Genomic DNA, 21,991 nt, shown 5'->3' on the forward strand with positions numbered 1-21,991 from the left:
AATATCAGTTTGAAAGAGTGTCGGTGATGGATTTTGGGATGATAGCGCCATGATGTTGAATCACCAATCTGGCTAGTGCATTACCTTGTTGGCAGGCTTCTTCAATAGAACCTCCGGCGAGATAGCAAGATAAGAAACCGCCGTTAAAAGAGTCGCCAGCAGAGGTGCTATCAACCACAGTCTCGACAGGTGTCGTTGTGATTTTTACTGGCTCATTTGCGGAGTTTTCACTGATCAAGCAGCCTTCAGCACCAAGCTTGACAACAACGGTTTTGACACCGAGTGCATGCAGCCTTGTTATGGTGTCTTGCGGCGTTTGATCGCTCCACAACAGTTGTTCATCATCAAAGGTGACTAGGGCTATATCGGTTGTTTGATAGCTCAATAGATAGCATTCTTTGGTTGCGTCTTGTGATCCCCACAACTTTGGTCGGTAGTTACTATCAAAGGCGACGGCAACGCTACGTTCACGTAGACCTTGGATGATAGTGAGCAACTTTAGCTGATCGTTGTGTGGCAGTATCGCCAGGGATATACCACTCAAAAACACCATATCGACATCTTCAAGTTGGGCGGTTATTTTGTCGAAATCTGGGTGCTGTACCATGTAGCGAGCAGCCGAGTCATTGCGCCAATACAGAAATGTGCGTTCACCAACGTCATCTAATTGAATCAGATACAGTCCTGGCGAGCGCTGCTCGTCAATCAGTACGAAATCAGTTGATAGCCCTTCATCTTGCCAACGTTTGAGCATCTGTTGGCTAATGGAATCTGCCCCAAGAGCTGTGACATAACTGGTACGAATCATAGGTGCATCTGACGAACAGGAATGGCTGGTGGCACTTCGGTTCAAATAAACAGCGGCGTTAAGCGTATCCCCACCATAGGTCTGTTGCATGGTACCGAATGGAGCGCCGTTCAGTTCTATCATGCACTCGCCGATAATCGCAATGTGGCTCATAGTGTGCCCTTACAGAAAGATTGGTATTGCTAGGTATAAATGATGGAACGTGGCTACAAGGAAGGTAGCCACGTTGATTCTGTTCCCAATAGGTTGGGAGGCAGTGTTACTTGTTGTCTAGTTTTACGAACAATAGCGTTAGAACATAAGACAGTGCGAACACACCCACCACACCCATTAGTGCCTGAATGAAGTTTTGCGTACCGCCTGCAAGGTAAGCTGGCAAGCTGAATACAGAAGAAAGAATGTAGCTCGTTAAGTGAGTATCTATCGTGACAGAGATAGCACCGAACACACCTGCCGCCAAACTCGCGGTCATCATCGCTTTGGTGTATTTCGTGAGGACACCAAATAGAGCTGGCTCCGTGATGCCTAAAACAGCCGTAACACTTGAGCCCATCGTAATTGAAGATTGCTCTTTAGAAACTGTCTTACGTTGCTTATGCCAGATAGCCATTGTCGCGCCTGCAATTGCCATGTTACCCAAGCACATGATAGGCATCAGTAGATCCTTACCATACAGTGCAAAGTTGTTCAGGCTGATTGGCGTCATGCTGTGGTGAATACCAAACACAATCGTAATAGGGCGAGTAAGACCAAACACGAAGCCCGTTAATGTCGGAGAGATTTCCAGTAGCGAGCTCATTACCCAACCTGCACCATTACTTAGCCAGATACCAGCAGGGCCAACAAATGATAGCGTGATGGTAGAAGTCACAGTAAACGCAAGCAGTGGCGTAAATACTGGTTTCGCTGAAGAGGGTACCAGTCGGTCAACCATCGGCGTGACTTTAGACAACAACCAAATCGCCAAAATAGCAGGGACAATCGCGCCGCCGTAATTAAGCAGTTCAATAGGAACCACGCCTAGCACCGTCAGCTCAGGAGCCGCGCCAGCATCTTTTAGCATCACCGCTTTATCTACTAGCTTGGGTGCTAGCATTGCAGAGGAGACAGCAAGTGCGATGTACTCGTTTACTTTGAATACCTTAGCGGCAGAGAAAGAGACCAGCATAGGCAAGAAGAAGAACACAGCGACAGAAATTGAACGGAAGAAATAAACCGTGTCTGAGGTTTCAGAGATAACGTTTGTTGCGATAAGGCCAGAAAGTAGGCCCATTAACATACCTGCACCGGCAATCGCTGGAACTACTGGGCCGAAGATACCCGCGACAATGCGCATCACGCCTTGGAACAGCTTGCCTTTCTCTAACTCATCTGCAGGGTTAGTGTCAGCTTGCTGAGTATTTGATAGTGCGTTGAACCACTTCTCGACCTCAACACCGATGATGACTTGAGTTTGGCCTTGTTGAAGTACCACACCTTTCACATCTGCGATCTGCTTGATCGCTTCTTCGTCTACCAGCGCTTCGTCGGCTAATTTGAATCTCAGCCTTGTCATACAGTGCGTGATACTCACGATATTGTCTTCACCACCAAGTGCAGTGATTAATAACTGTATATTTTCTTTGAAATTTTTATTTTTCGATGATGACTTCGAGTTATTAATAACGGCATCACTCTTTTCTACCATTTGCATACTACACCTGTTATTGGAATATATTTAACTCGAGCAATCATAACGACAATCAATTTAAATCCAACGCAGTAAAAAGAGATCTCAATCACACTTAAAATTCGAAAAATTATTTTCCCGCCGTTTTTAGCCAATTGGTATGTTTTGTTTATCAAAAAAATACTCTTAACGTACCAATTATTTTTCCGAAAAATTAGCGCTTGAAATGTGGTTTTTAAAGCGGTTAGATAATAGGAGTTGACTTAAGTTTAGGTTATTTAATTGTGAAAGAAACTATTATATCTGATATCCATTGTATTATTACTAAGCCAGACAGACACAATCTCATTACCGTGGTAGTTGAAACGAATGAAGGCGTGACTGGGTTTGGTTGTGCGACATTCCAACAAAGACCGCTTGCTGTAAAAACAATGGTCGATGAATATTTAAAACCTATTCTTATTGGTAAAAACGCCAATAATATTGAAGACTTATGGCAAATGATGATGGTCAACGCTTATTGGCGAAATGGCCCTGTTATCAATAATGCAATTTCCGGTGTTGATATGGCACTGTGGGATATCAAAGCTAAATTGGCGGGCATGCCGCTACACCAGTTATTTGGTGGTAAGTCTCGTGATGCTATTCCTGTATACACACACGCGACTAGCGACACGATGGAAGGTATTTATGAGCTGGTGGAGTCTTTCCTAGACAAAGGCTACAAGCACATTCGTTGTCAGCTTGGTTTCTATGGCGGCGTTCCAACCGATTTGCATACCACTCAAAACCCGACTGAAGGCTCGTACTACGACCAAGATCAGTACATGGACAATACACTAACGATGTTTAAGTCGCTTAGAGAGAAATATGGTAATAAATTCCATATTCTTCATGACGTTCATGAGCGCCTTTTCCCAAATCAAGCAATACAATTTGCCAAAGAAGTTGAGCAATATAAGCCTTACTTCATTGAAGATATTCTGCCGCCAAATCAAACGGAATGGCTGGATAATATTCGCAGTCAAAGTTCGGTTTCATTGGGTTTAGGCGAATTGTTTAATAACCCTGAAGAGTGGAAATCATTGATTGCTAACCGTCGCATTGATTTCATTCGTTGCCATGTTTCACAGATTGGTGGCATTACTCCAGCCCTGAAACTAGGCCATCTATGTCAGAACTTCGGTGTTCGTATTGCATGGCATTGCCCACCAGATATGACGCCAATTGGTGCAGCGGTAAACACGCATTTGAATGTGCATTTACACAATGCCGCTATTCAAGAACATGTCGAGTACAACGAGAATACGCACAAGGTATTCCCGAACGCTGCAGAGCCAATTAATGGCTACTTATACGCTTCTGAAATCGCAGGTATTGGTGTTGAAATCGACCGAGAGGTTGCAGCCGAGTTCCCTGTTATGTATCGCCCCCACGAGTGGACTCAAAGTCGCCTTCCTGATGGCGCGATTCACACTCCATAACTCATCGAGTTAATTAAAATGGCCGCTTAAAGCGGCCATTTTTTTGACTAGTATTAATTACTCAATTAAATTTATCAAAGGTCTATAATTTATTTTCAGATAGCAAGATTGTAAATAATAAATATTTGAGTACAGTTATTAACTTATAGGTTTTTGATTGTAAATACTTAACTGGGTTAGTTATTTAAATTAACTAAAATGGTGAGCATCTAAATAAATTATTACTTCTTATCTCGGAAGCTCATGCTCTCACTGTTAAAAGGCGTGTGGTAGGTGCATTGGTAATTGATATCGATAATATCGCTGACGATGAACAGTTCACCCGATGCCAAGAAACCTCGGTTGGTGATATTCATCGCTGCTGCATTTTTTTTGCAGCCAAGTAGCTCTGCATCTTCTTTAGAAACATTGATCGCTTGGTAGGTCGTTAAGTAGCTATCGATCTGAAGGCCTTTCGCTAGCGCATGTTTCTGGATTGAGCTTTCAATGATCTCGGCATTCATTTCAGGGAAGACGCTTACAGGGATCTTGGCTTCTTCAATCTGGACTACTTTATTGTTAATCAATCGAAGACGTCTAATTTTCCAAATGTAGTCATTGTCGTCTAAAGAAAAAATCTGCTGTTCGTGGTTATCGGGTAGCGCTTTATTTAGCTGGAGCTTTTTATAAGAGATCTCTTCAAAACTGTTTTCAGTAATGGAGTTGTACACCAGTGGTGTACCAATGAGAGAAGTGTTGACGAAGTAACCAGAACCCACCTTAGATTTCACCATGCCAATAGCCTCTAGCTTGGCTAGTGCTTTACGAATAGTGAAACGAGATAATCCATATATTTCAGATAGTTCTCGTTCTGCAGGAAGCTTATGGCTGATACTGTTTTGGCAAATTTTGCTCACAATATCTTGAACAACTAATTCATATTTTTTCATTCTAAAAACTTAAAAAAGCACTCATGGTGATTAAATTATAGTTAACTAAATCAGATACTCAGCGCATTCCGAACTAGCCGATAATTCTAACATAGAAGGCCAATTAGATGATGAGAAATAGGGTGTTTTGGAGGGCGAATTCGAGGGTTATATCTAGGGGGGGACTTCATTCTCTTTCTTGATTAGATTAGAGAGGAGGAAGGATGAGGTTACATACAATTAGCTAATAAAAAAGCACGACCAATAGGACGTGCTTCGAATGTTTGAGCCTTCTTAGTAGCGAGCTACATAGCTAAGTTTTCGTTTCTTAACTTGGTGAGCGCTTTTAGACGCTTTGTATACTCTTTTTGGAACTCGTCAGGGTCTGCACCTTCAGATACTTGAGCGTACACTCGCATCTTGTTACCACCGTAGATCTTGGCAAGATCATCGTTGCTGTAACCGCGTTTCCACAGTTCATCAGTAATCGCCGCTAGGATCTTCGACAGTTCACCATTACCGGTAGCGCCTTTGTTGAACGCCTCAATCATGTAGCCGCCATCGTCGTACATTTTCGCGTTCTTGGTTGCGAAATCCACAACCATTGCGGTAGAGAACATATCATCAGTTGCGATACCTACGTGGTCAACGCCTACCAATTTCACGTAGTAATCGATCATATCAGCAGCTTGCACTGGAGAAATATCTTCAGGCCAAACGCCGTCCATCATCCATTCAGTGAAGGTTGGAGCAACGTAGCCACCTGATTTAGTTGCGCGTATCGCTTCATCGTCAGGAATAGCACGGTAGCAACCTTTTGGCGTTGCATCTGGCTCACTCTTATAAAGCCCTGCTGGCACTGAGTGCGTGTAAACAAATGGGGTTCCAGGATATTTCTCTTCCATGTAATCCATCGCGTCATTTGCTGTCTTTGAGCCCGTGTGGCTGAGATCGAGAATGATCTGATACTCGACCATCGAATCAATAACAGACTCCCCCCAAGGTGTTAGGCCAATATCTCTACCGTTAAATGCTGCTAATTGCCCTGAGCCTGTTCTGAAAATATCGTTGTACGCCAAGATCATGCTTTTTAAGCCCATGTCTTTTAGAATCGCCATTTTTGTCACATCTTCTTCCAAGATAGTGGCAGTTTGGCTGTTCCAAAGTACGGCAGTTTTGCCTTCGGTGTGCGCTTTCTCAATGTCATTATTGGAATGCGCGATGATGAAATTATCAGGTTGTTTTGCCATCGCAGAGCGGTGTTTATGATGGTGAAACAAGAAGTCATCAAAGTTGTGATCAGCAGCGGTAATGGTGTATTCATGCCCTGTGATACCTGCATCACGAGCATCTTGGAAGTAATCCAACAGTTGTTGCTCGTCCTGCCAACCTGCACCGTAAGGGCTCGCGAGCATACCAATGACAATGGTGTCTTGAACAAATGTTTTAGCCTTATCTGATGCAGGCCAGGTCTTACTCTCAACACTTGCCTGTGCAACACCAACACTCATTGCAATGCTTGCTGCTACGAACGTTATCTTTTTAAACATGAAAACCTCTCAATTACTGGCTTAAGTCCATTTATATTTATGCCTAGATTTAATAGTAGACCCTGACGGTATCGTCGAGTTATTTAAAATTGATAACCTTGTCATACTTTGTAATCAAAGCGTTACGTCCTGAATTGTGATTTCGCCTTAATGCTAAAAACTTAAAGCGCCTCTTGTTAACTTGAGGTAATAGTAGCTAAGCTAGAAAAGTAAAATGTGCATTTTGTGCCACTGAACTTAGACTGTATTGATGCAGAAATTGATGCTGATATTGGGTTGAGTTGTGGATTTGACCTGTTTTGAACAAGACAAAGGAATCGTGTACTGATGCTTGAATTACCATTGATTGCGAAGAGTGTTGTGAGTCATTTCCAGCAGTGCGTCCGAGAAGATAAGTCATTAACTCCATATCACGCCGCGATAGAAGCGCTCGCAGTTCAAGTGAGCATGCCATTCTCAATGGATACTTCACCTGCTCAATATGTCTCGTTTAATGTGTTTACGCAGTTCTTAGAGGGGTTGAGGAACGTATTACCATCCGAGGTGTTTGTTTCTTCTTTATTAGACTGTGCTCAACGAGCAACTCTCGAACTCGATTTTTCCAACCTTTTAGCTCGAGATTTTCTGTCTCTTTTTCCGTTTGAACAATGGTCAGTCGAATCGTCCTCACAGTCATTAAAGCTTTCATTTCTAGTATCTAATAGCTCGCTCAATGGTATTGAAGCCGAGCTATTTTTGATCGTTTATAGCCACGCTTATTTTAAATCTCAACAGACTGATATTGATAAGCCAATTCGCTACGACTTAGTTTCAGTGTCGGCGAGTGCGTTAAGTGAGCTGAGAATACAAACGGAAACACCACAGTACTTAGGTCAAACTGAGGCGTGCATTTCGTATAACCCCATTGGTCGAGATTGTTCAATCAAAGCGGTATCAACGGCTACTACTTCTACCTTCAAGGTGACACAAGCATTACTTCCTTATATCGGTCGAGTAGATGTAGATTTGGTCTCGTTTGGTCAGATAAACCGAATGGGTAAGCGCACAATTCAGAGGGCGCTTAGTGAAGAGGGGACGACCTTTCGAACCATTAAAGAGGCTCTGTCTTTTGAATTCGCCAAGCGTGTTATGACTGAGCAAGATTATTCGATCTCAGATATCGCGCTTCACTTGGGATACGCAGATGCCTCACAATTTATAAGAGCGTTTAAGCGAGCGAATGGAATAACACCACTTCAGTGGAAGAAAGGCTATGTTGAGTGATAAACATGGCCTTTCATAGATTACTTCTGAACTAGTCGCTTTGTTGCTCAGTATTCAAATGCCGAATGAGCTTGGCTGGCGTGCCGCCGTATAGGCAATCTGGTGGTACATCACTGTTGACCACTGAGTTGGCTGCGATCACAGAGCGAGCACCAATCGTTACGCCTTGGTTGATGACTGAGTTTCCACCAATCCACACATCATCTTCGACTGTGATAGGTAGGCAGAAAGTTTCCCATTTACGGCGGCTGAGATAATCCAGTGAGTGAGAGGCTGTGTAAAACTGGACACTTGGCCCTATCAATACATTGTTACCAATCTTGATATTCGCGCCATCAAGCATCACCACGTTCATGTTGATAAAGGTGTCGTTACCGATCTCGATGGTTTTGCCAAACTCACAATGAAAAGGCGGACGGACAACGCTGCTTCCTACTTTACCAAACAGATTAGCCTGAAGATTTGGGAGGTGAGTATCGTCTGAACATTGATTCAAGTCTGATAGCGCCTTGCTGGCGTGAGTGCGCATGTGGTCTATCTCATGGTCTGCGCCATCAAAAATCTCGCCGGACAGCATTTTCTCGAGTTCTGTTTTCGTTTTCATCGCTTGCACCTCACTAGTCAACATGGGTACTAGAATACGGATAATTGGACATAAAAAAAGAGAAAAGCCTAAGCCTTTCTCTTCCTGTTTTGTGTCTCTATGTGAGCCTTGCTTAACAAAGGCAAAGACAAGCTCTACAAATTAGATTTGCTCAACGAAACCCATTAGGTGTTGTTTCACTTCGTCTGAAGCAAAAGCGCTGTCTACAGAGTACTTGTAGATCTCTGCGTAGTCTTCTTTAGTTAGACCGAACGTTTCACACACACGCTTCACTTCGTTGGTCATGGTTGTGTTCGACACAGTACGGTTGTCTGTGTTGATGGTCACAACGATGCCGTCTTTCTTGAATTCAGCAATTGGGTGGTCGCTGAATTTGTGAATACACTTAGTTTGCACGTTACTTGTTGGGCAAGTCTCAAGCGCAACTTGCTTCTCTTTAACGATGTTGTACGCGTCTTCGTTACCTTGGATGTGAACACCGTGGCCGATACGCTCAGCGTCAAGCAGTGTTACTGCATCGTAAACGTTTTGACCGTGCCATTGTTCACCAGCATGAACTGTAATGCGGTAGCCTTTTTCAAGTGCGTATTGTGTGTACTCAGGGAATTCAGCGCAGAAGCCCGGCTTTTCACCGCCAGCGATATCAAACGCAACCACGCCTTTACCTAGGTAAGGTTGGCCTGCGTCGATCACGTCTTTGATCGAATCTTTCGGGAACATACGAAGTACAGACATAATGTAGTTGCCCTTTATGTCGTATTTCTCTTCTGCACGCTTCATGCCTTTTACTGCACTTGCAATGATCGTATCAAGAGACAAGCCCTTGTTTACGTGCAGGATTGGTGCGAAACGAACTTCTAGGTACTTAACGTTTTCTAGTGCAGCGTCTTCGTAAAGCTCGAAAGAGATACGCTCAATCGCTTCTTCAGTCTGCATTACTTGTAGTGGCAGGCTGAAACAAGCCAGATACTCATCTAGGTTTTTACAATCTTCTGGCACCGTTAGAGATTGAACAACCGCGTCGCGATCTTCAGGTAGTTCGATATTGTACTGTTTTGCTAGGTCAATAATCGTATCTGGGCGAACACTTCCGTCTAGGTGGCAGTGTAAATCAATCTTTGGTAGTGCTAGAAAATCCATGAGTATTCCTTAATTCTATTATTATTTGAGCGTGTTAACTCACATGCGCTAAATTTACCAAGACCATGATATGATTTAAAGTGACAATTAATCATCATTAACCTGAATTTAGGGAATATCATGGTAGATGTTAAAAGCTTACTTAAATGCGACATGAATTTGCTGCTTTGCCTACACGTTCTTATTGAAGAACGAAGTGTGAGTAAAACAGCAGAGCGACTCTTTTTGAGCCAGTCTGCGGTAAGTAAACAGCTCACTAAGCTGAGAGCTTTGTTTGATGATCCGCTGTTTGAGCGTGAATCCAAAGGGCTATTTCCCACACCCAAAGCACTCGCGTTAGCGCCTAAGATCCATCAAATCCTACTGCAAATCGAAAAGCTGACCGTTCCCGAAGTTTTCGACCCTAAAGACAGTGAGCGTACCTTCACTATAGACCTTGTCGAAACCGCCTACACGGCGATTTATCCGCACTTTATGCCGACTGCGCTCGCGGATGCGCCTCACATTACCGTTAACAGTTCAACGTGGAGCAGCGACAGCTTCAAGCGATTATTAAAGCGTGAAGTGGATTTTGGTATCGGTATTTTTGAGCTAGATGAGCGCGCTTCTACCCACGTGCAGTGTATTCCTGATGCACTTGACTACGTCGAGCTGTGCTTGGATTACTCGGTGTGTTTGATGCGTAATGACCATCCTGCGTTGCAAGAGGAGTGGAATCTCGACACCTTTTTGAAATATCGACATATACAGTTGGTGACAGGTGGTGCGGGTGACTGGCTATTGATGGAAGTGCTCAATTCTAAGCAACTGGAGATCAACAAGGCGGCTAACGTTTCAGATATCACCAGTGCCATCAAGCTGTGCAAGCAGAGCGACTTGTTAATGTGTTATCCATACAACTCGGTACGCGATTACATTGATAGCGGAGAGTTGGTGATGAAGCCCGTTCCGGTTGATTTGGTACCGGGAGGTTTGTTCCTATTGTGGCATAAATACTTCGATTCAGAACCGAGCCATAAATGGTTGCGTGATTTGATCGTCAATAAAACCCAAGACACTCAGATGTAAGTCATTAACTGAAGTATTCAAAGAAGTGAAATATTTTTCGCTTTGTTTTCGTCTTTTTAGAATGGGCATCGTCTTAGTAGAGCGCTTAATCCCAGTTAATAGTGAGAGACCAAAATGAATCCAATGCTCACGTCATTGATTCCGCAACAAATTATTGAAGACGCGTGTGAGTGGGCGATCATGCACGGTGTTGCGTTTCGCCAGCCAGATAATACCGCTAGGCATTGTCCTTTCAGCATTGCTCCTATGACTATGGAGCGTGAGGTTTTTGAACACTTGTTGAAGGTAACACCGCTGATCACCAAGTTAATCAGCAATGTTTCCGAAGATCATGATTTCTTGCAGTCATCATTGAGTGATATGGCCAAAGCAGATCCGTTTTTTGGCCGCTTGATGGAGCTGCATCAACAAGCACATGGCGAGCTGTCTCATCGACTTTATCCTGCTCGCCAACCATTGCTATTAATGCGCACTGATTTCATGGACGATCGCCAACACGGTGCAAAAGTGATTGAATTCAATGGCATTGCAGCAGGGATGGCGCCTTTTGGTCAACGCGCAACAGAATTTCATGCGTTCATGCAGAACCAATGGCCAAACGTTTATAACCATTGGTTGGAAGATCCCTCAGCAGCACCGGCTGAAAACCAAGGTTTAACCCAGTTGGCTTATGGTATCGCTAATGCTGCAAGGCAAGTGAAAAGCGACTTTAAAGAGCAAGATAAACCGGTTTTCTTGATGGTGGTGCAGAAGAACGAAGACAACGTATATGACCAACACTTGCTTGAAGTCGAGCTACAAAAACAAGGAGTTCGTACGGTTCGTCGTACCTTTGAACAATTGAGCTGTCAGCTTTCATCAGGTGATAATCAACGCTTGTTACTGAAAGATGTCGGCGCTGTCGATGTGGTGTACCTAAGAGCCGGCTATCAGTATTCAGATTACTGGGCTCCAGAACTCAATGAGTCGGTTTGTTGCCACACGCTAAGTCAGACTCGCTTGTTTATGGAGCAACACCATGTCGCGATGAACGCGACCATAAGCCAGCAATTAGCGACCAGTAAAACCATGCAAATGTTACTGACCGTGATGCCTGCAGCAGAATACGCACGTTGGGGTTTAACGCGAGAAGAAGCCGAACTTCTCAAGAGTGTTCTGGCCGATATGAAGCCTATCACCAGTGAATCGATTGAATGGTTTAACACCCAAGCTGATAAGCAAGAGTGGGTGTTGAAAAACCAAGGCGAGGGCGGTGGTCATTGTGTTTTTGGTGATGACATCAGCGAACAACTGAGCCAGCTTAAACCAGAAGAGTACGACGCGTGGGCATTGATGCAGCGCTTGTACCCGCATGAGCGTGACGTGCCGACCATTGCTGTACGTGACACCCAACAAACGCTAGTGACAGATTTAGTCAGCGAAGTGGGTTTGTTCACTGCTTACTACAAAGGTGAACCAGTAACAGAGTTAGGCGGTTACGCGGGCTACTTGATCCGCAGCAAACCCGCTAGCGAAAATGAAGGTGGAATCCACAGTGGTAAAGGGATTTTGGATTCTTTAACACTGATTGAATCCTAATTTCACTAAGCAATAATCTAGTGGTTTTGATAATTGAAATCCCGCATCTACTAATTGGATCCGGGATTTTTCGTTTTTAGGGCTCTATAAAAAGATCTCATTGACACAGGTAGAATGATCGTTCTACTCTGTGGGTAGAGCAACCATTCTACCTGTTGTTATACCTATCACTGTTACTTACTACGATTGGTATTCAGTATTAAGAGAGCACTATGTTGAGAGAACAGATTGCAGCAAGCTTAGAGGTGGCGTTTAGCCAGCAAGGTTTTGCTGAGCCGAGTGTTGCACAGCTAAAAACGGCGTGCGATGTAAGCCTAAGAACCTTGTATAAACACTTCCCTTCAAAAGAAGCGATGATCGTCGGGGCGTTAGAACATCGTCATCAGCGCTACTTGAGTCTGCTGTTGGAAGATTCCCCTAGCTCGGGCTACCAAGCGATTACTCATATCTTCAACAAGCTTCAACAGTGGATGGAAGAGTACGCGCCGCACGGTTGTTTATCTATGAACGCACTGGCTGCTTTTCCTGACAACGAACTGATTAACCAAGCCGTAATCGAGCATAAGAAAGAAGTTCAGGCGTTAATGGCTAAGCAAAGCCAAAGAGAAGACCTCGCTTCAGAGCTCTTTTTACTTCATGAAGGCGTATCAAGTGCGTGGCCAGTATTGGGCGAAGAAGCTGTGGCATCGGCACAGAATATGGTGACAAAATTACTCAAGGAAACAGTATGAATTTTGAAGTGCCAAAAACAATGAAAGGCGCAGAGATGTTAGGGCACGGTGGTGCAGAGATGCTGGGTTACCGTGAAGATATTGCTGTTCCACAAATTGAGCCTAATGAAGTGCTGATCAAAGTCATGGCAGCAGGCGTGAACAACACCGACATCAACACGCGAATCGGTTGGTATGCAAAAAGTGATGACTCAGACGATGCTAGTTGGTCTGGCGAAGCGTTGAAATTCCCTCGCATTCAAGGTGCTGACGTGTGCGGTTTCATCGTAGCCGTTGGTAACGAAGTTTCGGCTGAACGTATTGGCGAGCGTGTTCTGATTGAACCTTGTCTGACTGAAGTGTACGGGCGAGATCTACCACAGCCATGGTATTTCGGCTCTGAGTGCGATGGCGGTTTTGCTGAATACACCAAAGTAGCAGCTAAGCACGCTTACGCGGTGAACAGCACAATGTCGGATGTTGAACTGGCGTCTTTCCCATGCTCTTACTCGACCGCAGAAAACATGCTGACTCGCTCGAATGTGGTTGAGGGTGATCGCGTGCTTATCTCCGGCGCATCGGGTGGTGTGGGCTCTGCGGCTATTCAGCTAGCAAAAGCTCGCGGCGCGTATGTGATTGCGATTACCAGCCCAAGCAAGAACCAACAGTTACTTGAACTTGGCGCTGATGAAGTGATTGCCCGTGATGTGGATTTGGTTAAAGCGCTAGGCGAAAGTAGCGTCAATGTGGTTATCGATTTGGTGGCAGGTGACAAATGGCCGGAATTCCTTGAAGTGCTGAAACCACATGGCCGCTATGCCGTATCTGGCGCAATTGGTGGCGCTATGGTTGAGCTTGATGTTCGCACTTTGTATCTCAAAGATCTCAGCTTTTTTGGTTGCACGGTTTTAGAGCCACAGGTATTCCAGAATCTAGTCGACCGTATTGAGAAGCAGCAGATTGGCGCCATCGTCGCAGAGTCTTATCCGTTAGCCGATATTCATAAAGCGCAAGATGAGTTCTTAAAGAAAAAACACGTTGGTAAGATCGTGTTGGAAGTGGCAGAGCGCTAGTTTTAGTCAGCTTCACGGTTTAGATTTATGTAAGAGCGAGCCAGTGTCATGTGCTCGCTTTTTTGTTTCTGGTGAATACAGGAGGCCTAGTCTCGCAGGCTGTTGAGTAACAGATCTTATACAGTTGAAAAGTTAATGATTCATTTGTCACTGTGTGGTTTATTAATTAACTGTGCGATAATCACCGCCGTTATATATCCCTATCTATGTTGTATTCATCTAGGAGCCGTATTGATGTTTAAAAGGGTATTGCAGGCACTATTCTCGCCTTTTGTTGATTCAAAAAACAAACCCTCTGCAGAGCCTGTCCAACAAGAGCAACAACAAACCGTTGCTACTGATTCTGTTCGGTCTTCAATCTTTGTTCCGCCTTCGTCAGCTCAACCATCATCATTAATCGTCGATAATACGCTTAGCCTTCACGATGGTGAGTTCCTTGATTATTTGTTTGGAGAGTCTCGCCTTCGAACGGAGTCAGACCCATTTAGTGATTTTGTCGCTTGTCAGATCGAACGTTTGATTCGCTCTCCAAAAGCTTTGCTTAATGAACTGCCAGTGATGCCAGCCTCTGTGACCACGTTAATGGCAGAATTACAGAGCGATGAGTTTGATGTCGATGCTTTGTTAAGAGTGATTGAGCGCGAGCCGAGTATGGCTGCCGATGTGATTAAGTTGGCAAATAGCGCCTTTTACAAACGCAATGAAAAACAGGTTATTGACCTAAAAACAGCATTCCTAAATATGGGTTCTCAAGGGCTTGTTGAAGGGGTGGTGAATAGCTACATGAAGAACTTCACGCCGGGGAACAATATTTACTGGCGTCATTTCGGTGAGAAAATTTGGAATCACAGTGTTCAAACCGCGTCGTTTTCTAAGGAGTTGATGAAAGACTCTTCATCTCAAGAAGATCAAGCAGCGGCATACTTTGTTGGGTTAATTCGCAACTTAGGCAAGATGATCATTTTCCAGATGATGGTAGAAGCCTTCAAGCATGTTGATCCTTCTGTTCCGCCTAACTCGTTGGCATTGAAGCGCCTGATGAACAGCTACTCTATTCGCCTGACTTACACCATTGCTAAGTTCTGGGAGCTGCCAGAGTCTGTGTTGACCGCAATTGGCTACCAAGAGTCGAGCCGATACGAATGCACACCACTTGGTCAAGCTGTGTTTGAAGCTAACTACTTGAGTGAGTTGTACTATTTATTGGAAGAACAAACGATTGAAGTCGAGCAGTTTAAGCGCAGATGCAAAGAGACACTGATGTCTCCGGCGGCATACAAAGTGGCTAACCGGATTTATAAAGAGTCTGAATTGGCGCTAGTAGGATAATAACGGCTGGCGTTGGCTAGGTTGATTCTGAAGTCGTCATAAAGCGGTATTTTCTAAATGGTCTTACTAAGTAGTAAGACCATTTTTGTTTCAATTATCGATTAAGAGATCTTAGCCAGTTCTTGCTTTAATTTATCGATTTTACGCAGTTCTTTTTCGATCTTACCCTCATACTTTCGGATTTTATCCGCTCTATCGTCTCTTTTTGCTTCTTCTAGGTCAGCTTGGTATTCAGCTAAATCTTGTTCATTGGATTCAATCTTCTCACGGAGATCATCCTTCAAGCCTTCATTAGTGCAGTTCTCTTTCGCGGCTTTTAACGCCGTGGTTAATCGCTCCACTTTGTACTGATTATCGTACTGCTCCGCTTTCTTTATTTGATATTCGATCTCACAGAACTTCTTCTCACAGCCAGTTAGTGCGTCGCATTGGGTGCTCGCCATGCTGTTAAAAGAGAATGCGCAAAGAAACAGTAATGAGCCTTTTAGGTGTCGAGTCATGGTTTGCCTTCTTATTGGGTCTAATTAGTTTGTGCTTATATTTGTTGAGTCTCACTTCGAGAGTACATTAGCACTCCATTTCTTTGCTATTGGCAGGGGAGTGTTAAAGATAAGCCGCTGTGCCTAATGACTTATTTTTGAACATGGCTAGACTTACAAATGGCTAATCCACAGCTTGTCGAGCTCACACCAACCGAAACCATTCACTTGCGCGCCGTGTATCTTTTCAGAAACCTCTAAGTTGAACGCCTCTTGCTTGAGCTCAACCACAACCCCAGAGTCATTCAACCAATGCTTGAGTTCCAACAGTGTATTCATCGCTAACTCAAAGTTTGGCTGGCTTGTTATTGAGGCTAAGCCTTGTTCGATTTTCTCTAGCATCTCAGCAGGCAAAGTTAAGTCCTCAAACGGGAAGCGAGTGAAAAAGCTTAACCACGAAGTGAAGGTGTCGTTCTCATCAATAATGCTACACAACGCGACATCTTTGGTAGTTAGGTAGTTAGTTTGGTAGTGACCATATTCCACGCTGGTTTTGTGGTCGCCAGACACTGACAACTGCTCGAAAAGGGCTTGGCATTCAGAGGTGTCTTCAACGGTGAACTCACGCTCTGTTTTGATCAACGCTGGGTTTTGAATCTTAAAGAAGGTTGAGCCGAAATCCGGTTGGAAAGAATGGTCATCGCCACGCACTGTGGTCGTCTTTTCGGGCAGTTTCACGCACACCTGATTTTGAGCGCAGGCTTTACTCTGTGCCCATTCCGGATAAACCCACAATTCGACTCGATTGAGAATCGGCGTGCTTTGTGAATAGGCGCTATTACGGCTCAATCTCAACATCTTGCTCGAGAATATGTCTAATGAGAACGCGCCAGAACCATTCAACCTATCAGTCGGTGATGAGTTATCAAATACGGAGGCTTCAGCCCTAGCAAGTAAGCGCGGTAAATGCCAATCAGGTTGATTCAATTTCACGACAACCACATTGCCTGCCAAGACAGAGACCTCATCAATATGCTGATAACAGCGACGCCATCTTTTGCTTTGGCAGAGCGAGTTTAGGTTGCGTGCTATGTCATGAGGTTCAAGCGTTCGACCATTATGAAAGCGAACATCATTGCGAATCTGAAAGTGCCACTGTGTCGCATCTTGATTAGCCTGCCAATGATAAGCCAGATCGCCGCTGAGTTTGCCGTGCTGAACGGTGGTAAGGCGTTGGCAAACTTGCATCACTAGGAAGCGTTCGGTGCGTCTAAGTACTCGTTGAGGGTGAAGAGCCTCGAGCTCTCGGTGAAACGGGATATACGCGATATTCTGCGCCGACGGATTGGTGCTGCTTAGAAAGGCTTGTAACTCAGCGCCAGCATTGCGGCCATTGAAGCTCAAGGTGCTAAACACCTGTTCTATGTTGCCTGCGTCAGCTTGGGTTTGCGCGTATTGGTAACACGCCTCAATGGGCTCAACCAGACACGTCAGCTGTGCCTTCTTGCTGCGGCCTGAGCTAGCTTGCCACTCAATCCAACCTTGCGTTGTCATCGCTTTGAGTAAGGTCTGAACGTGGCGTTCACTCACGTGCAGGAGTGTGGCCAGTTGGTTGACCTGACAATGTGATACTCCAGGCCCAAAAGCCTGAAATATCTTTTCATACAGTTCAAGCTTGCGCTTAAGGTTGCCCAATTTGCTTTTCCTAACGACGAGGTTGAGTTAAGTGTTGATAGCCAGAGTCAATGAGTGCTTTTTCCATCGTGTCGAGAACACGAGAGGTTATCTCTGAGTTTAGGATATTCGAATCAGTTTTGCCTTGAAGCACCAAATATGAAAAATGGTCGATTTCAAATTCGAACCCATTGCCCGTCACTCGTTTGTTGATGGTCGACTTTTTGCCTTGATGTTCAATCTCAATAAAGGCCGGATTCCACCATTTTTCATGAATGGTGATCTTAGTATCAGGCCCACTCAAGTGCGCTGATCGGGGAAGGTTTTGCACTGTTGATGCCGATATCTTACCGTGCATATCACCAGAGAAGGTAAAGCACGCGTCGGTATCAACATTTGCCCCCTCATAAAGACACGACATCTCTACCTGAGGTTTTGAAGGGGTCACACCCAGAATTCGACACAGATCGTAGAAGAACCAAAGCCCATAGACCCCAACATCGAGTGTTGCTCCGCCTGACAAATCCGGATTGAAGATAAACAAATCGGGCTCATAGTCGTGATGGTTACCAAAGCTGGCTTCGATTGAATCTATCTGAATGTTGTTGTCGACCAAAAATGATTGAAGCTCACGATACGCGGGAAACACCACGGTTTTCATCGCTTCCAACAGCATCACGCCATTTTGCTTGGCGAGGGCTTTCATCTCAAGCCAGTCAGCAAGGTTGGTAAAAGCCGGCTTCTCCACCAATACGTGCTTATTGTTCTTTAGAAACAGTTCTGCGAGTGGCTGGTGGTATGGGTGAACGGTGGCGATGTAAACCGCTTCTACTGCTGGGTCATTCGCCATCTCTTCATAAGAGCCATAAGCCTTGTCGCAACCAAACTTGTTGGCGAATGAGGCTGCGCGTGAGTGATCTCTTGCGGCAACGGCATACAGCTCACCATGCAAACAGTGCTCTGTGACTGCAGTCGCGAATCGATTGGCGATATTGCCTAGCCCTGCGATGCCCCATTTAATTTTGCGTTGCGTGTCGCTCATCAGTTATTCCAAATCGTTGTTTTGTATCAGTGTACTCAGAGGCGGCACATACAAATAGAGAACAGATTTCTCAACCTGTTCTCTATTTATTTTATTCTAGTTGAAGCTCAGGATTAGCTCTGTAGGGAGCGTTTCCAATCGGCTAGAGCTTGAATGTGTTTTGGCCCGATGCCACAACAGCCACCGACGATATTCGCGCCCAGTGCGTGCCAGCGTTTAGCGTAAGCTAAGTACCCTTGGCCATCCAGCTCACGCATTTCTTGAAACATGTCATTAGCTTCATGTTCGCTGCTGATAGGAGCAAAGTTATTTGCGTAGACACCAATTTCTAAATCACTACCTAGCTCATCGATCACTTTCTTAGCATCGATAATGGCTTGATCCATCACTTCAGGCACTGAGCAATTAAACATAATGCCTTTCGCGTTTGATTGGCAGGCAAGTTGGATTGAGTCTGTTACGCTCTCGCCAGAACGAATATTGGCAGAATCGCCCTTGGTGTCTTCCAAGCTAAAGGCGTAATAACACGGTTTGCTTGATTGCTTGAGTACCGCATGAATGGATTCGAATTCTTGCAGGCTACAAATCGTTTCCGCTATCCAAAGGTCGATGTTTGGATCTTGGGCATCGTAAAGCGTTTGAATGATCGGCGTTGCTTCTTCTACCTTAAACAAGTCTGGTCGGTAGCTGCCAAATGGCGGTGGAATCGCGCCCGCGACTTTCACTGTGTGGGTAGAATTGTCAGCAACTGCTTTAGCCAGCTCACCAGACAGTGCGGCTAGTTCAAAGCCTCGTTGTTCGAAGAGTTCTTCACCCAAATGAAAAGGCACACAGGCGTAGCTATTGGTGATCAGGATTTCAGCACCTGCATCGACAAAGTTTTGATGCGCTTGGCTAACAAAATCGGGTGCTTCAATCAGCGCTTGAGCACTCCAAAGCGGTTGAGAAAATGGCGCGCCAATTTCTTTGAGTTCTCGGCCCATGCCGCCATCAAGTATGGTTAGTGTTTTCATATTCAATACTATCTAAACAATTGCTGAAGTTCTGCCGCCACCATATCAGACAACCTTGTCAGACAGAAGCCATCAAGCCAAGGTTCAACTATCGATGATGGAGTTTCGTTATACGCCGTCTAGCGGGCTAGTCGTGCCACTAAAGTGTTGCCCAATAACGTGAGTGTATATCTGAGTTGTCTTAACATCACTGTGCCCCAGTAACTCTTGAACCGTTCTGATATCGGAGCCTGACTTTAGAAGTTGCGTAGCAAAACTGTGCCTGAAAGTATGACAACTAATTCGCTTGTGGCGCAATTTGTTAGAGTTAGTCGCCTTCTTCAGCGTTTTTCGGAGTGCCGAATCATGTAGGTGGTGTCGGCATACTATCCCCGACTCTGGGTGTTGAGTGACGGATTTTGATGGGAATAGGTACATCCAAGCAAGTTGTCGATAGGCACTCGGGTATTTTTTGCCTAATCGGTGAGGCAAAGATGGCCCAAACCCATTCAAGTTATCTTTAGCAAGCAGAACTGCAACTTGTGCAATTTTGTCTTGTATAGCTTCAGTGAGTGAAAAACTTAAAATTGTCACTCGGTCTTTATTTCCTTTCCCATCGTGAACAGTGAGAGACCCTTGTTTTAGGTCTATATCTTGTACTCGAAGCCTCAGGCATTCCGATACTCTCAAACCTGAACCATACAACAAGCGAAAAAACAGTTGATATTTAGGATCTATTTCATTGATCACCGAGATAGCTTCCGAATGATTGAGTACGCTAGGAATTTTTCGAGACCGAGTCGCATAGCTAAACCCTAAGTCTCCTAGAGGTTGCTTAATAAATTGATTGTATAAATAGGCTAGAGCATTGAGCGCTACCTTTTGAGTATTGATGGCGACTTTTTGTTGATTAGCTAAATGAGAAAGAAAGGAGACAACTTCAGGTGCATGCATCTGTTCAGGGTGTTTCATTTTATGAAAATGAATGTAGTACTTAATCCAATAACAGTAGGCTTTGATTGTCCTGCGACTATAGCCCCGCATCGTCATATGTTCGCAAATTGCCTGCATGAATTGACTCGCCATATATCCCCCTCACAAAATCTGTACATACAGACAGTTTATTGCTTGTTGAATAATTAATGACTTAAAAAAGAGTGGTTTTTAACTCTGATTGAGCACGAATTTAACGAGAGATTGATTTTAAGTTATTGATTAATATATGGATTGGTGAATGGTTAAGAATGAAGGCGAGCGTTATATAGGCGGCAATGTGTGCTTGCACGTTTTCACACTTAATGTTTAAACCCACTTTTATATTAAATGCATAGCATTCAGTTGGTTATGAGCGACCTTTTTGATATGTTAAGCGGATGGATTCGTGATTGCACGATATTAAAATGTTATGTGTCTGATATTTCGGAATTGTAAGGTAGTTGTTAGATGGATAATTTAATAGAAATAAAGCAGTGGAAAGATGTTGACGATGATTCATGGCGAAATCTGTTATTAGGAAATGGCTTTAGTATTGGAATTAGTGATAAGTTTCATTATTGGACGTTGTTAGATAACGTTAAAAAGCTCGGAATCAAAATGTATCCGTATGCCCAAGAGATATTTGAGAAGGTAGATACGGTCAATTTTGAAGAGGTTTTAAGGATTATTTACCATGCATACATTGTTAACTTTTACAATCTCGATGCAATAAAGTCGCTATATCTGAATGTTAGAAAATCGCTAATAGAAGCTGTAAATGCATCACACGTGACCTATGGCGGTGTACCGGCACTAAATATAAACACTCAGCTTAGGAAATTTCGCTCGATATATACGACTAATTATGACTTAATTCCTTATTGGTCAGTGATGAAATCCAATAGTGACAGTTTTTGTGATTTTTTTTGGAACAAAGCGTGTGTCTTTAATTTGTCTGACACTAAAATAATTGGTTCTAAATCAGCCTTATATTATCTTCATGGTGCAATACACCTTCAAGAGTCACCTGACGGTTACACATTTAAGGTTACAGCGACCCAAGAGACATCGATCTCTGAAATTATCGATGAGTCAGGCTTCAAAGACACTCCACTGTTTATTTCTGAAGGTAAATCTGAATTCAAGTTAAGGCGCATACGCTCAAACGATTACTTGAATTTTTGTTACAACCGATTTTCAAAAGCGCCAGGTAACTTTGTTGTTTTTGGGCATTCACTGAGCGAGGACTATGACGCTCATATCTTGAGTGCTTTTAAGGAAAATAATGCTGAAAAAATCGCCATTAGCGTGTTCACAGGGATGGAGGACAAAGATAAATCAAAGTTTATCAATGAAGTTCAAACCTACTTTCACGGTTCAAAGAAAGAGATTGTATTCTTTGATTCTAGCTCCCATCCTTTAGGGCAGGTAAACACATAACAAAGCGTTTAAGACGGATTCCCAACGCTTGGCATTTTCGGTTTGATTCAGCTTTAGTGTTTACGGCACAATATTTTAGGTTGGTGGTAGCGTTGCTCACCACTTAACGCGGCTACATGGATTCCCCCGGTTGTCAAACATCCGCTAAACTTATGTTGATGGGTTTTGGACTGCCGCTCTACATTCGGCCTACTTATCGACGATT

The 21,991-nt window shown here is 44.1% G+C and carries 19 protein-coding genes; 8 read left to right on the forward strand and 11 right to left on the reverse strand.

Annotated elements, in window-relative coordinates; genetic code table 11:
• Nucleotides 1-4: 4 nt before the first annotated feature.
• Nucleotides 5-961, reverse strand: a complete 957-nt coding sequence (locus H5300_RS12555) for a sugar kinase (protein WP_182796098.1) — start codon at nt 959-961, stop codon at nt 5-7.
• Between the two features lie 106 nt (nt 962-1,067).
• Nucleotides 1,068-2,501, reverse strand: coding sequence for a PTS transporter subunit EIIC (locus H5300_RS12560; RefSeq protein ID WP_182796099.1), 1,434 nt, complete (start codon nt 2,499-2,501; stop codon nt 1,068-1,070).
• A 260-nt stretch (nt 2,502-2,761) separates the two neighbouring features.
• On the opposite strand from H5300_RS12560, the gene H5300_RS12565 reads away from it, so the two are divergent.
• Complete coding sequence (locus H5300_RS12565; protein WP_017111182.1) at nt 2,762-3,961, forward strand: enolase C-terminal domain-like protein; 1,200 nt, start codon at nt 2,762-2,764, stop codon at nt 3,959-3,961.
• Between the two features lie 221 nt (nt 3,962-4,182).
• Here H5300_RS12565 and H5300_RS12570 read toward each other — a convergent pair whose 3' ends face one another.
• Complete coding sequence (locus H5300_RS12570) at nt 4,183-4,890, reverse strand: GntR family transcriptional regulator (RefSeq protein ID WP_017078485.1); 708 nt, start codon at nt 4,888-4,890, stop codon at nt 4,183-4,185.
• Between the two features lie 284 nt (nt 4,891-5,174).
• Nucleotides 5,175-6,419, reverse strand: a complete 1,245-nt coding sequence (locus H5300_RS12575; RefSeq protein ID WP_182796100.1) for a dipeptidase — start codon at nt 6,417-6,419, stop codon at nt 5,175-5,177.
• 327 nt (nt 6,420-6,746) lie between these two features.
• On the opposite strand from H5300_RS12575, the gene H5300_RS12580 reads away from it, so the two are divergent.
• Entirely contained in the window at nt 6,747-7,682 is a 936-nt protein-coding gene (locus H5300_RS12580; RefSeq protein WP_182796101.1) for an AraC family transcriptional regulator, read from the forward strand.
• A 31-nt stretch (nt 7,683-7,713) separates the two neighbouring features.
• On the opposite strand, the gene H5300_RS12585 is transcribed toward H5300_RS12580, so the two are convergent.
• Both H5300_RS12585 and add read right to left on the reverse strand, forming a co-directional pair.
• Nucleotides 7,714-8,286 carry a sugar O-acetyltransferase gene (locus tag H5300_RS12585; RefSeq protein WP_182796102.1) on the reverse strand — a complete coding sequence of 191 codons (573 nt, stop codon included), beginning with the start codon at nt 8,284-8,286 and terminating at the stop codon, nt 7,714-7,716.
• Nucleotides 8,287-8,427: 141 nt separating this feature from the next.
• Nucleotides 8,428-9,426: an adenosine deaminase gene (add, locus tag H5300_RS12590; protein ID WP_017085530.1), complete on the reverse strand. Its 999-nt coding sequence runs from the start codon at nt 9,424-9,426 to the stop codon at nt 8,428-8,430.
• Between the two features lie 120 nt (nt 9,427-9,546).
• Here add and H5300_RS12595 point away from each other — a divergent pair, with 120 nt between their 5' ends.
• The 5 genes from H5300_RS12595 to H5300_RS12615 all read left to right on the forward strand — a co-directional run bounded on the left by H5300_RS12595 (nt 9,547) and on the right by H5300_RS12615 (nt 15,184).
• On the forward strand, nt 9,547-10,494 hold the full coding sequence (locus tag H5300_RS12595; protein ID WP_017082825.1) for a LysR substrate-binding domain-containing protein: 948 nt from the start codon (nt 9,547-9,549) through the stop codon (nt 10,492-10,494).
• Between the two features lie 123 nt (nt 10,495-10,617).
• Nucleotides 10,618-12,072, forward strand: coding sequence for a glutathione synthase (locus H5300_RS12600; RefSeq protein WP_182796112.1), 1,455 nt, complete (start codon nt 10,618-10,620; stop codon nt 12,070-12,072).
• A gap of 212 nt (nt 12,073-12,284) precedes the next feature.
• Nucleotides 12,285-12,803, forward strand: a complete 519-nt coding sequence (locus H5300_RS12605; protein ID WP_182796103.1) for a TetR/AcrR family transcriptional regulator — start codon at nt 12,285-12,287, stop codon at nt 12,801-12,803.
• Entirely contained in the window at nt 12,800-13,855 is a 1,056-nt protein-coding gene (locus H5300_RS12610) for an alcohol dehydrogenase family protein (RefSeq protein WP_182796104.1), read from the forward strand. The genes H5300_RS12605 and H5300_RS12610 overlap by 4 nt, the downstream gene beginning before the upstream one ends.
• Before the next feature lie 234 nt (nt 13,856-14,089).
• Nucleotides 14,090-15,184, forward strand: a complete 1,095-nt coding sequence (locus H5300_RS12615; RefSeq protein ID WP_182796105.1) for an HDOD domain-containing protein — start codon at nt 14,090-14,092, stop codon at nt 15,182-15,184.
• 101 nt (nt 15,185-15,285) lie between these two features.
• Here the strand turns inward: H5300_RS12615 and H5300_RS12620 are convergent, their stop codons facing one another.
• The 5 genes from H5300_RS12620 to H5300_RS12640 all read right to left on the reverse strand — a co-directional run bounded on the left by H5300_RS12620 (nt 15,286) and on the right by H5300_RS12640 (nt 20,457).
• The gene (locus H5300_RS12620; protein ID WP_182796106.1) at nt 15,286-15,684 is read right to left on the reverse strand and encodes a DUF1090 domain-containing protein; all 399 of its coding nucleotides are present in this window, start codon (nt 15,682-15,684) and stop codon (nt 15,286-15,288) included.
• A 153-nt stretch (nt 15,685-15,837) separates the two neighbouring features.
• Nucleotides 15,838-17,358 (reverse strand): SgrR family transcriptional regulator, encoded by a 1,521-nt coding sequence (locus tag H5300_RS12625; protein ID WP_182796107.1) that lies wholly within the window; start codon nt 17,356-17,358, stop codon nt 15,838-15,840.
• Between the two features lie 10 nt (nt 17,359-17,368).
• Complete coding sequence (locus H5300_RS12630; RefSeq protein WP_182796108.1) at nt 17,369-18,379, reverse strand: Gfo/Idh/MocA family protein; 1,011 nt, start codon at nt 18,377-18,379, stop codon at nt 17,369-17,371.
• Nucleotides 18,380-18,492: 113 nt separating this feature from the next.
• Nucleotides 18,493-19,392 (reverse strand): homocysteine S-methyltransferase family protein, encoded by a 900-nt coding sequence (locus tag H5300_RS12635; RefSeq protein WP_182796109.1) that lies wholly within the window; start codon nt 19,390-19,392, stop codon nt 18,493-18,495.
• A 108-nt stretch (nt 19,393-19,500) separates the two neighbouring features.
• The gene (locus H5300_RS12640; protein ID WP_182796110.1) at nt 19,501-20,457 is read right to left on the reverse strand and encodes an integron integrase; all 957 of its coding nucleotides are present in this window, start codon (nt 20,455-20,457) and stop codon (nt 19,501-19,503) included.
• 357 nt (nt 20,458-20,814) lie between these two features.
• Here H5300_RS12640 and H5300_RS12645 point away from each other — a divergent pair, with 357 nt between their 5' ends.
• The gene (locus H5300_RS12645; protein WP_182796111.1) at nt 20,815-21,786 is read left to right on the forward strand and encodes a DUF4917 family protein; all 972 of its coding nucleotides are present in this window, start codon (nt 20,815-20,817) and stop codon (nt 21,784-21,786) included.
• Nucleotides 21,787-21,991: the final 205 nt, after the last annotated feature.

The sequence above is a fragment of the Vibrio sp. SG41-7 genome (assembly GCF_014164465.1).
GTDB classification, from domain to species: domain Bacteria; phylum Pseudomonadota; class Gammaproteobacteria; order Enterobacterales; family Vibrionaceae; genus Vibrio; species Vibrio splendidus.

Excerpts from the sequence above, each read along its gene's own strand:
- H5300_RS12555 (WP_182796098.1), bottom strand. The coding sequence starts at position 961 with ATGAGCCACATTGCGATTATCGGCGAGTGCATGATAGAACTGAACGGC.
- H5300_RS12560 (WP_182796099.1), bottom strand. The coding sequence starts at position 2,501 with ATGCAAATGGTAGAAAAGAGTGATGCCGTTATTAATAACTCGAAGTCA.
- H5300_RS12570 (WP_017078485.1), bottom strand. The coding sequence starts at position 4,890 with ATGAAAAAATATGAATTAGTTGTTCAAGATATTGTGAGCAAAATTTGC.
- H5300_RS12575 (WP_182796100.1), bottom strand. The coding sequence starts at position 6,419 with ATGTTTAAAAAGATAACGTTCGTAGCAGCAAGCATTGCAATGAGTGTT.
- H5300_RS12580 (WP_182796101.1), top strand. The coding sequence starts at position 6,747 with ATGCTTGAATTACCATTGATTGCGAAGAGTGTTGTGAGTCATTTCCAG.
- H5300_RS12585 (WP_182796102.1), bottom strand. The coding sequence starts at position 8,286 with ATGAAAACGAAAACAGAACTCGAGAAAATGCTGTCCGGCGAGATTTTT.
- add (WP_017085530.1), bottom strand. The coding sequence starts at position 9,426 with ATGGATTTTCTAGCACTACCAAAGATTGATTTACACTGCCACCTAGAC.
- H5300_RS12595 (WP_017082825.1), top strand. The coding sequence starts at position 9,547 with ATGGTAGATGTTAAAAGCTTACTTAAATGCGACATGAATTTGCTGCTT.
- H5300_RS12600 (WP_182796112.1), top strand. The coding sequence starts at position 10,618 with ATGCTCACGTCATTGATTCCGCAACAAATTATTGAAGACGCGTGTGAG.
- H5300_RS12605 (WP_182796103.1), top strand. The coding sequence starts at position 12,285 with ATGTTGAGAGAACAGATTGCAGCAAGCTTAGAGGTGGCGTTTAGCCAG.
- H5300_RS12610 (WP_182796104.1), top strand. The coding sequence starts at position 12,800 with ATGAATTTTGAAGTGCCAAAAACAATGAAAGGCGCAGAGATGTTAGGG.
- H5300_RS12615 (WP_182796105.1), top strand. The coding sequence starts at position 14,090 with ATGTTTAAAAGGGTATTGCAGGCACTATTCTCGCCTTTTGTTGATTCA.
- H5300_RS12620 (WP_182796106.1), bottom strand. The coding sequence starts at position 15,684 with ATGACTCGACACCTAAAAGGCTCATTACTGTTTCTTTGCGCATTCTCT.
- H5300_RS12630 (WP_182796108.1), bottom strand. The coding sequence starts at position 18,379 with ATGAGCGACACGCAACGCAAAATTAAATGGGGCATCGCAGGGCTAGGC.
- H5300_RS12635 (WP_182796109.1), bottom strand. The coding sequence starts at position 19,392 with ATGAAAACACTAACCATACTTGATGGCGGCATGGGCCGAGAACTCAAA.
- H5300_RS12640 (WP_182796110.1), bottom strand. The coding sequence starts at position 20,457 with ATGGCGAGTCAATTCATGCAGGCAATTTGCGAACATATGACGATGCGG.
- H5300_RS12645 (WP_182796111.1), top strand. The coding sequence starts at position 20,815 with ATGGATAATTTAATAGAAATAAAGCAGTGGAAAGATGTTGACGATGAT.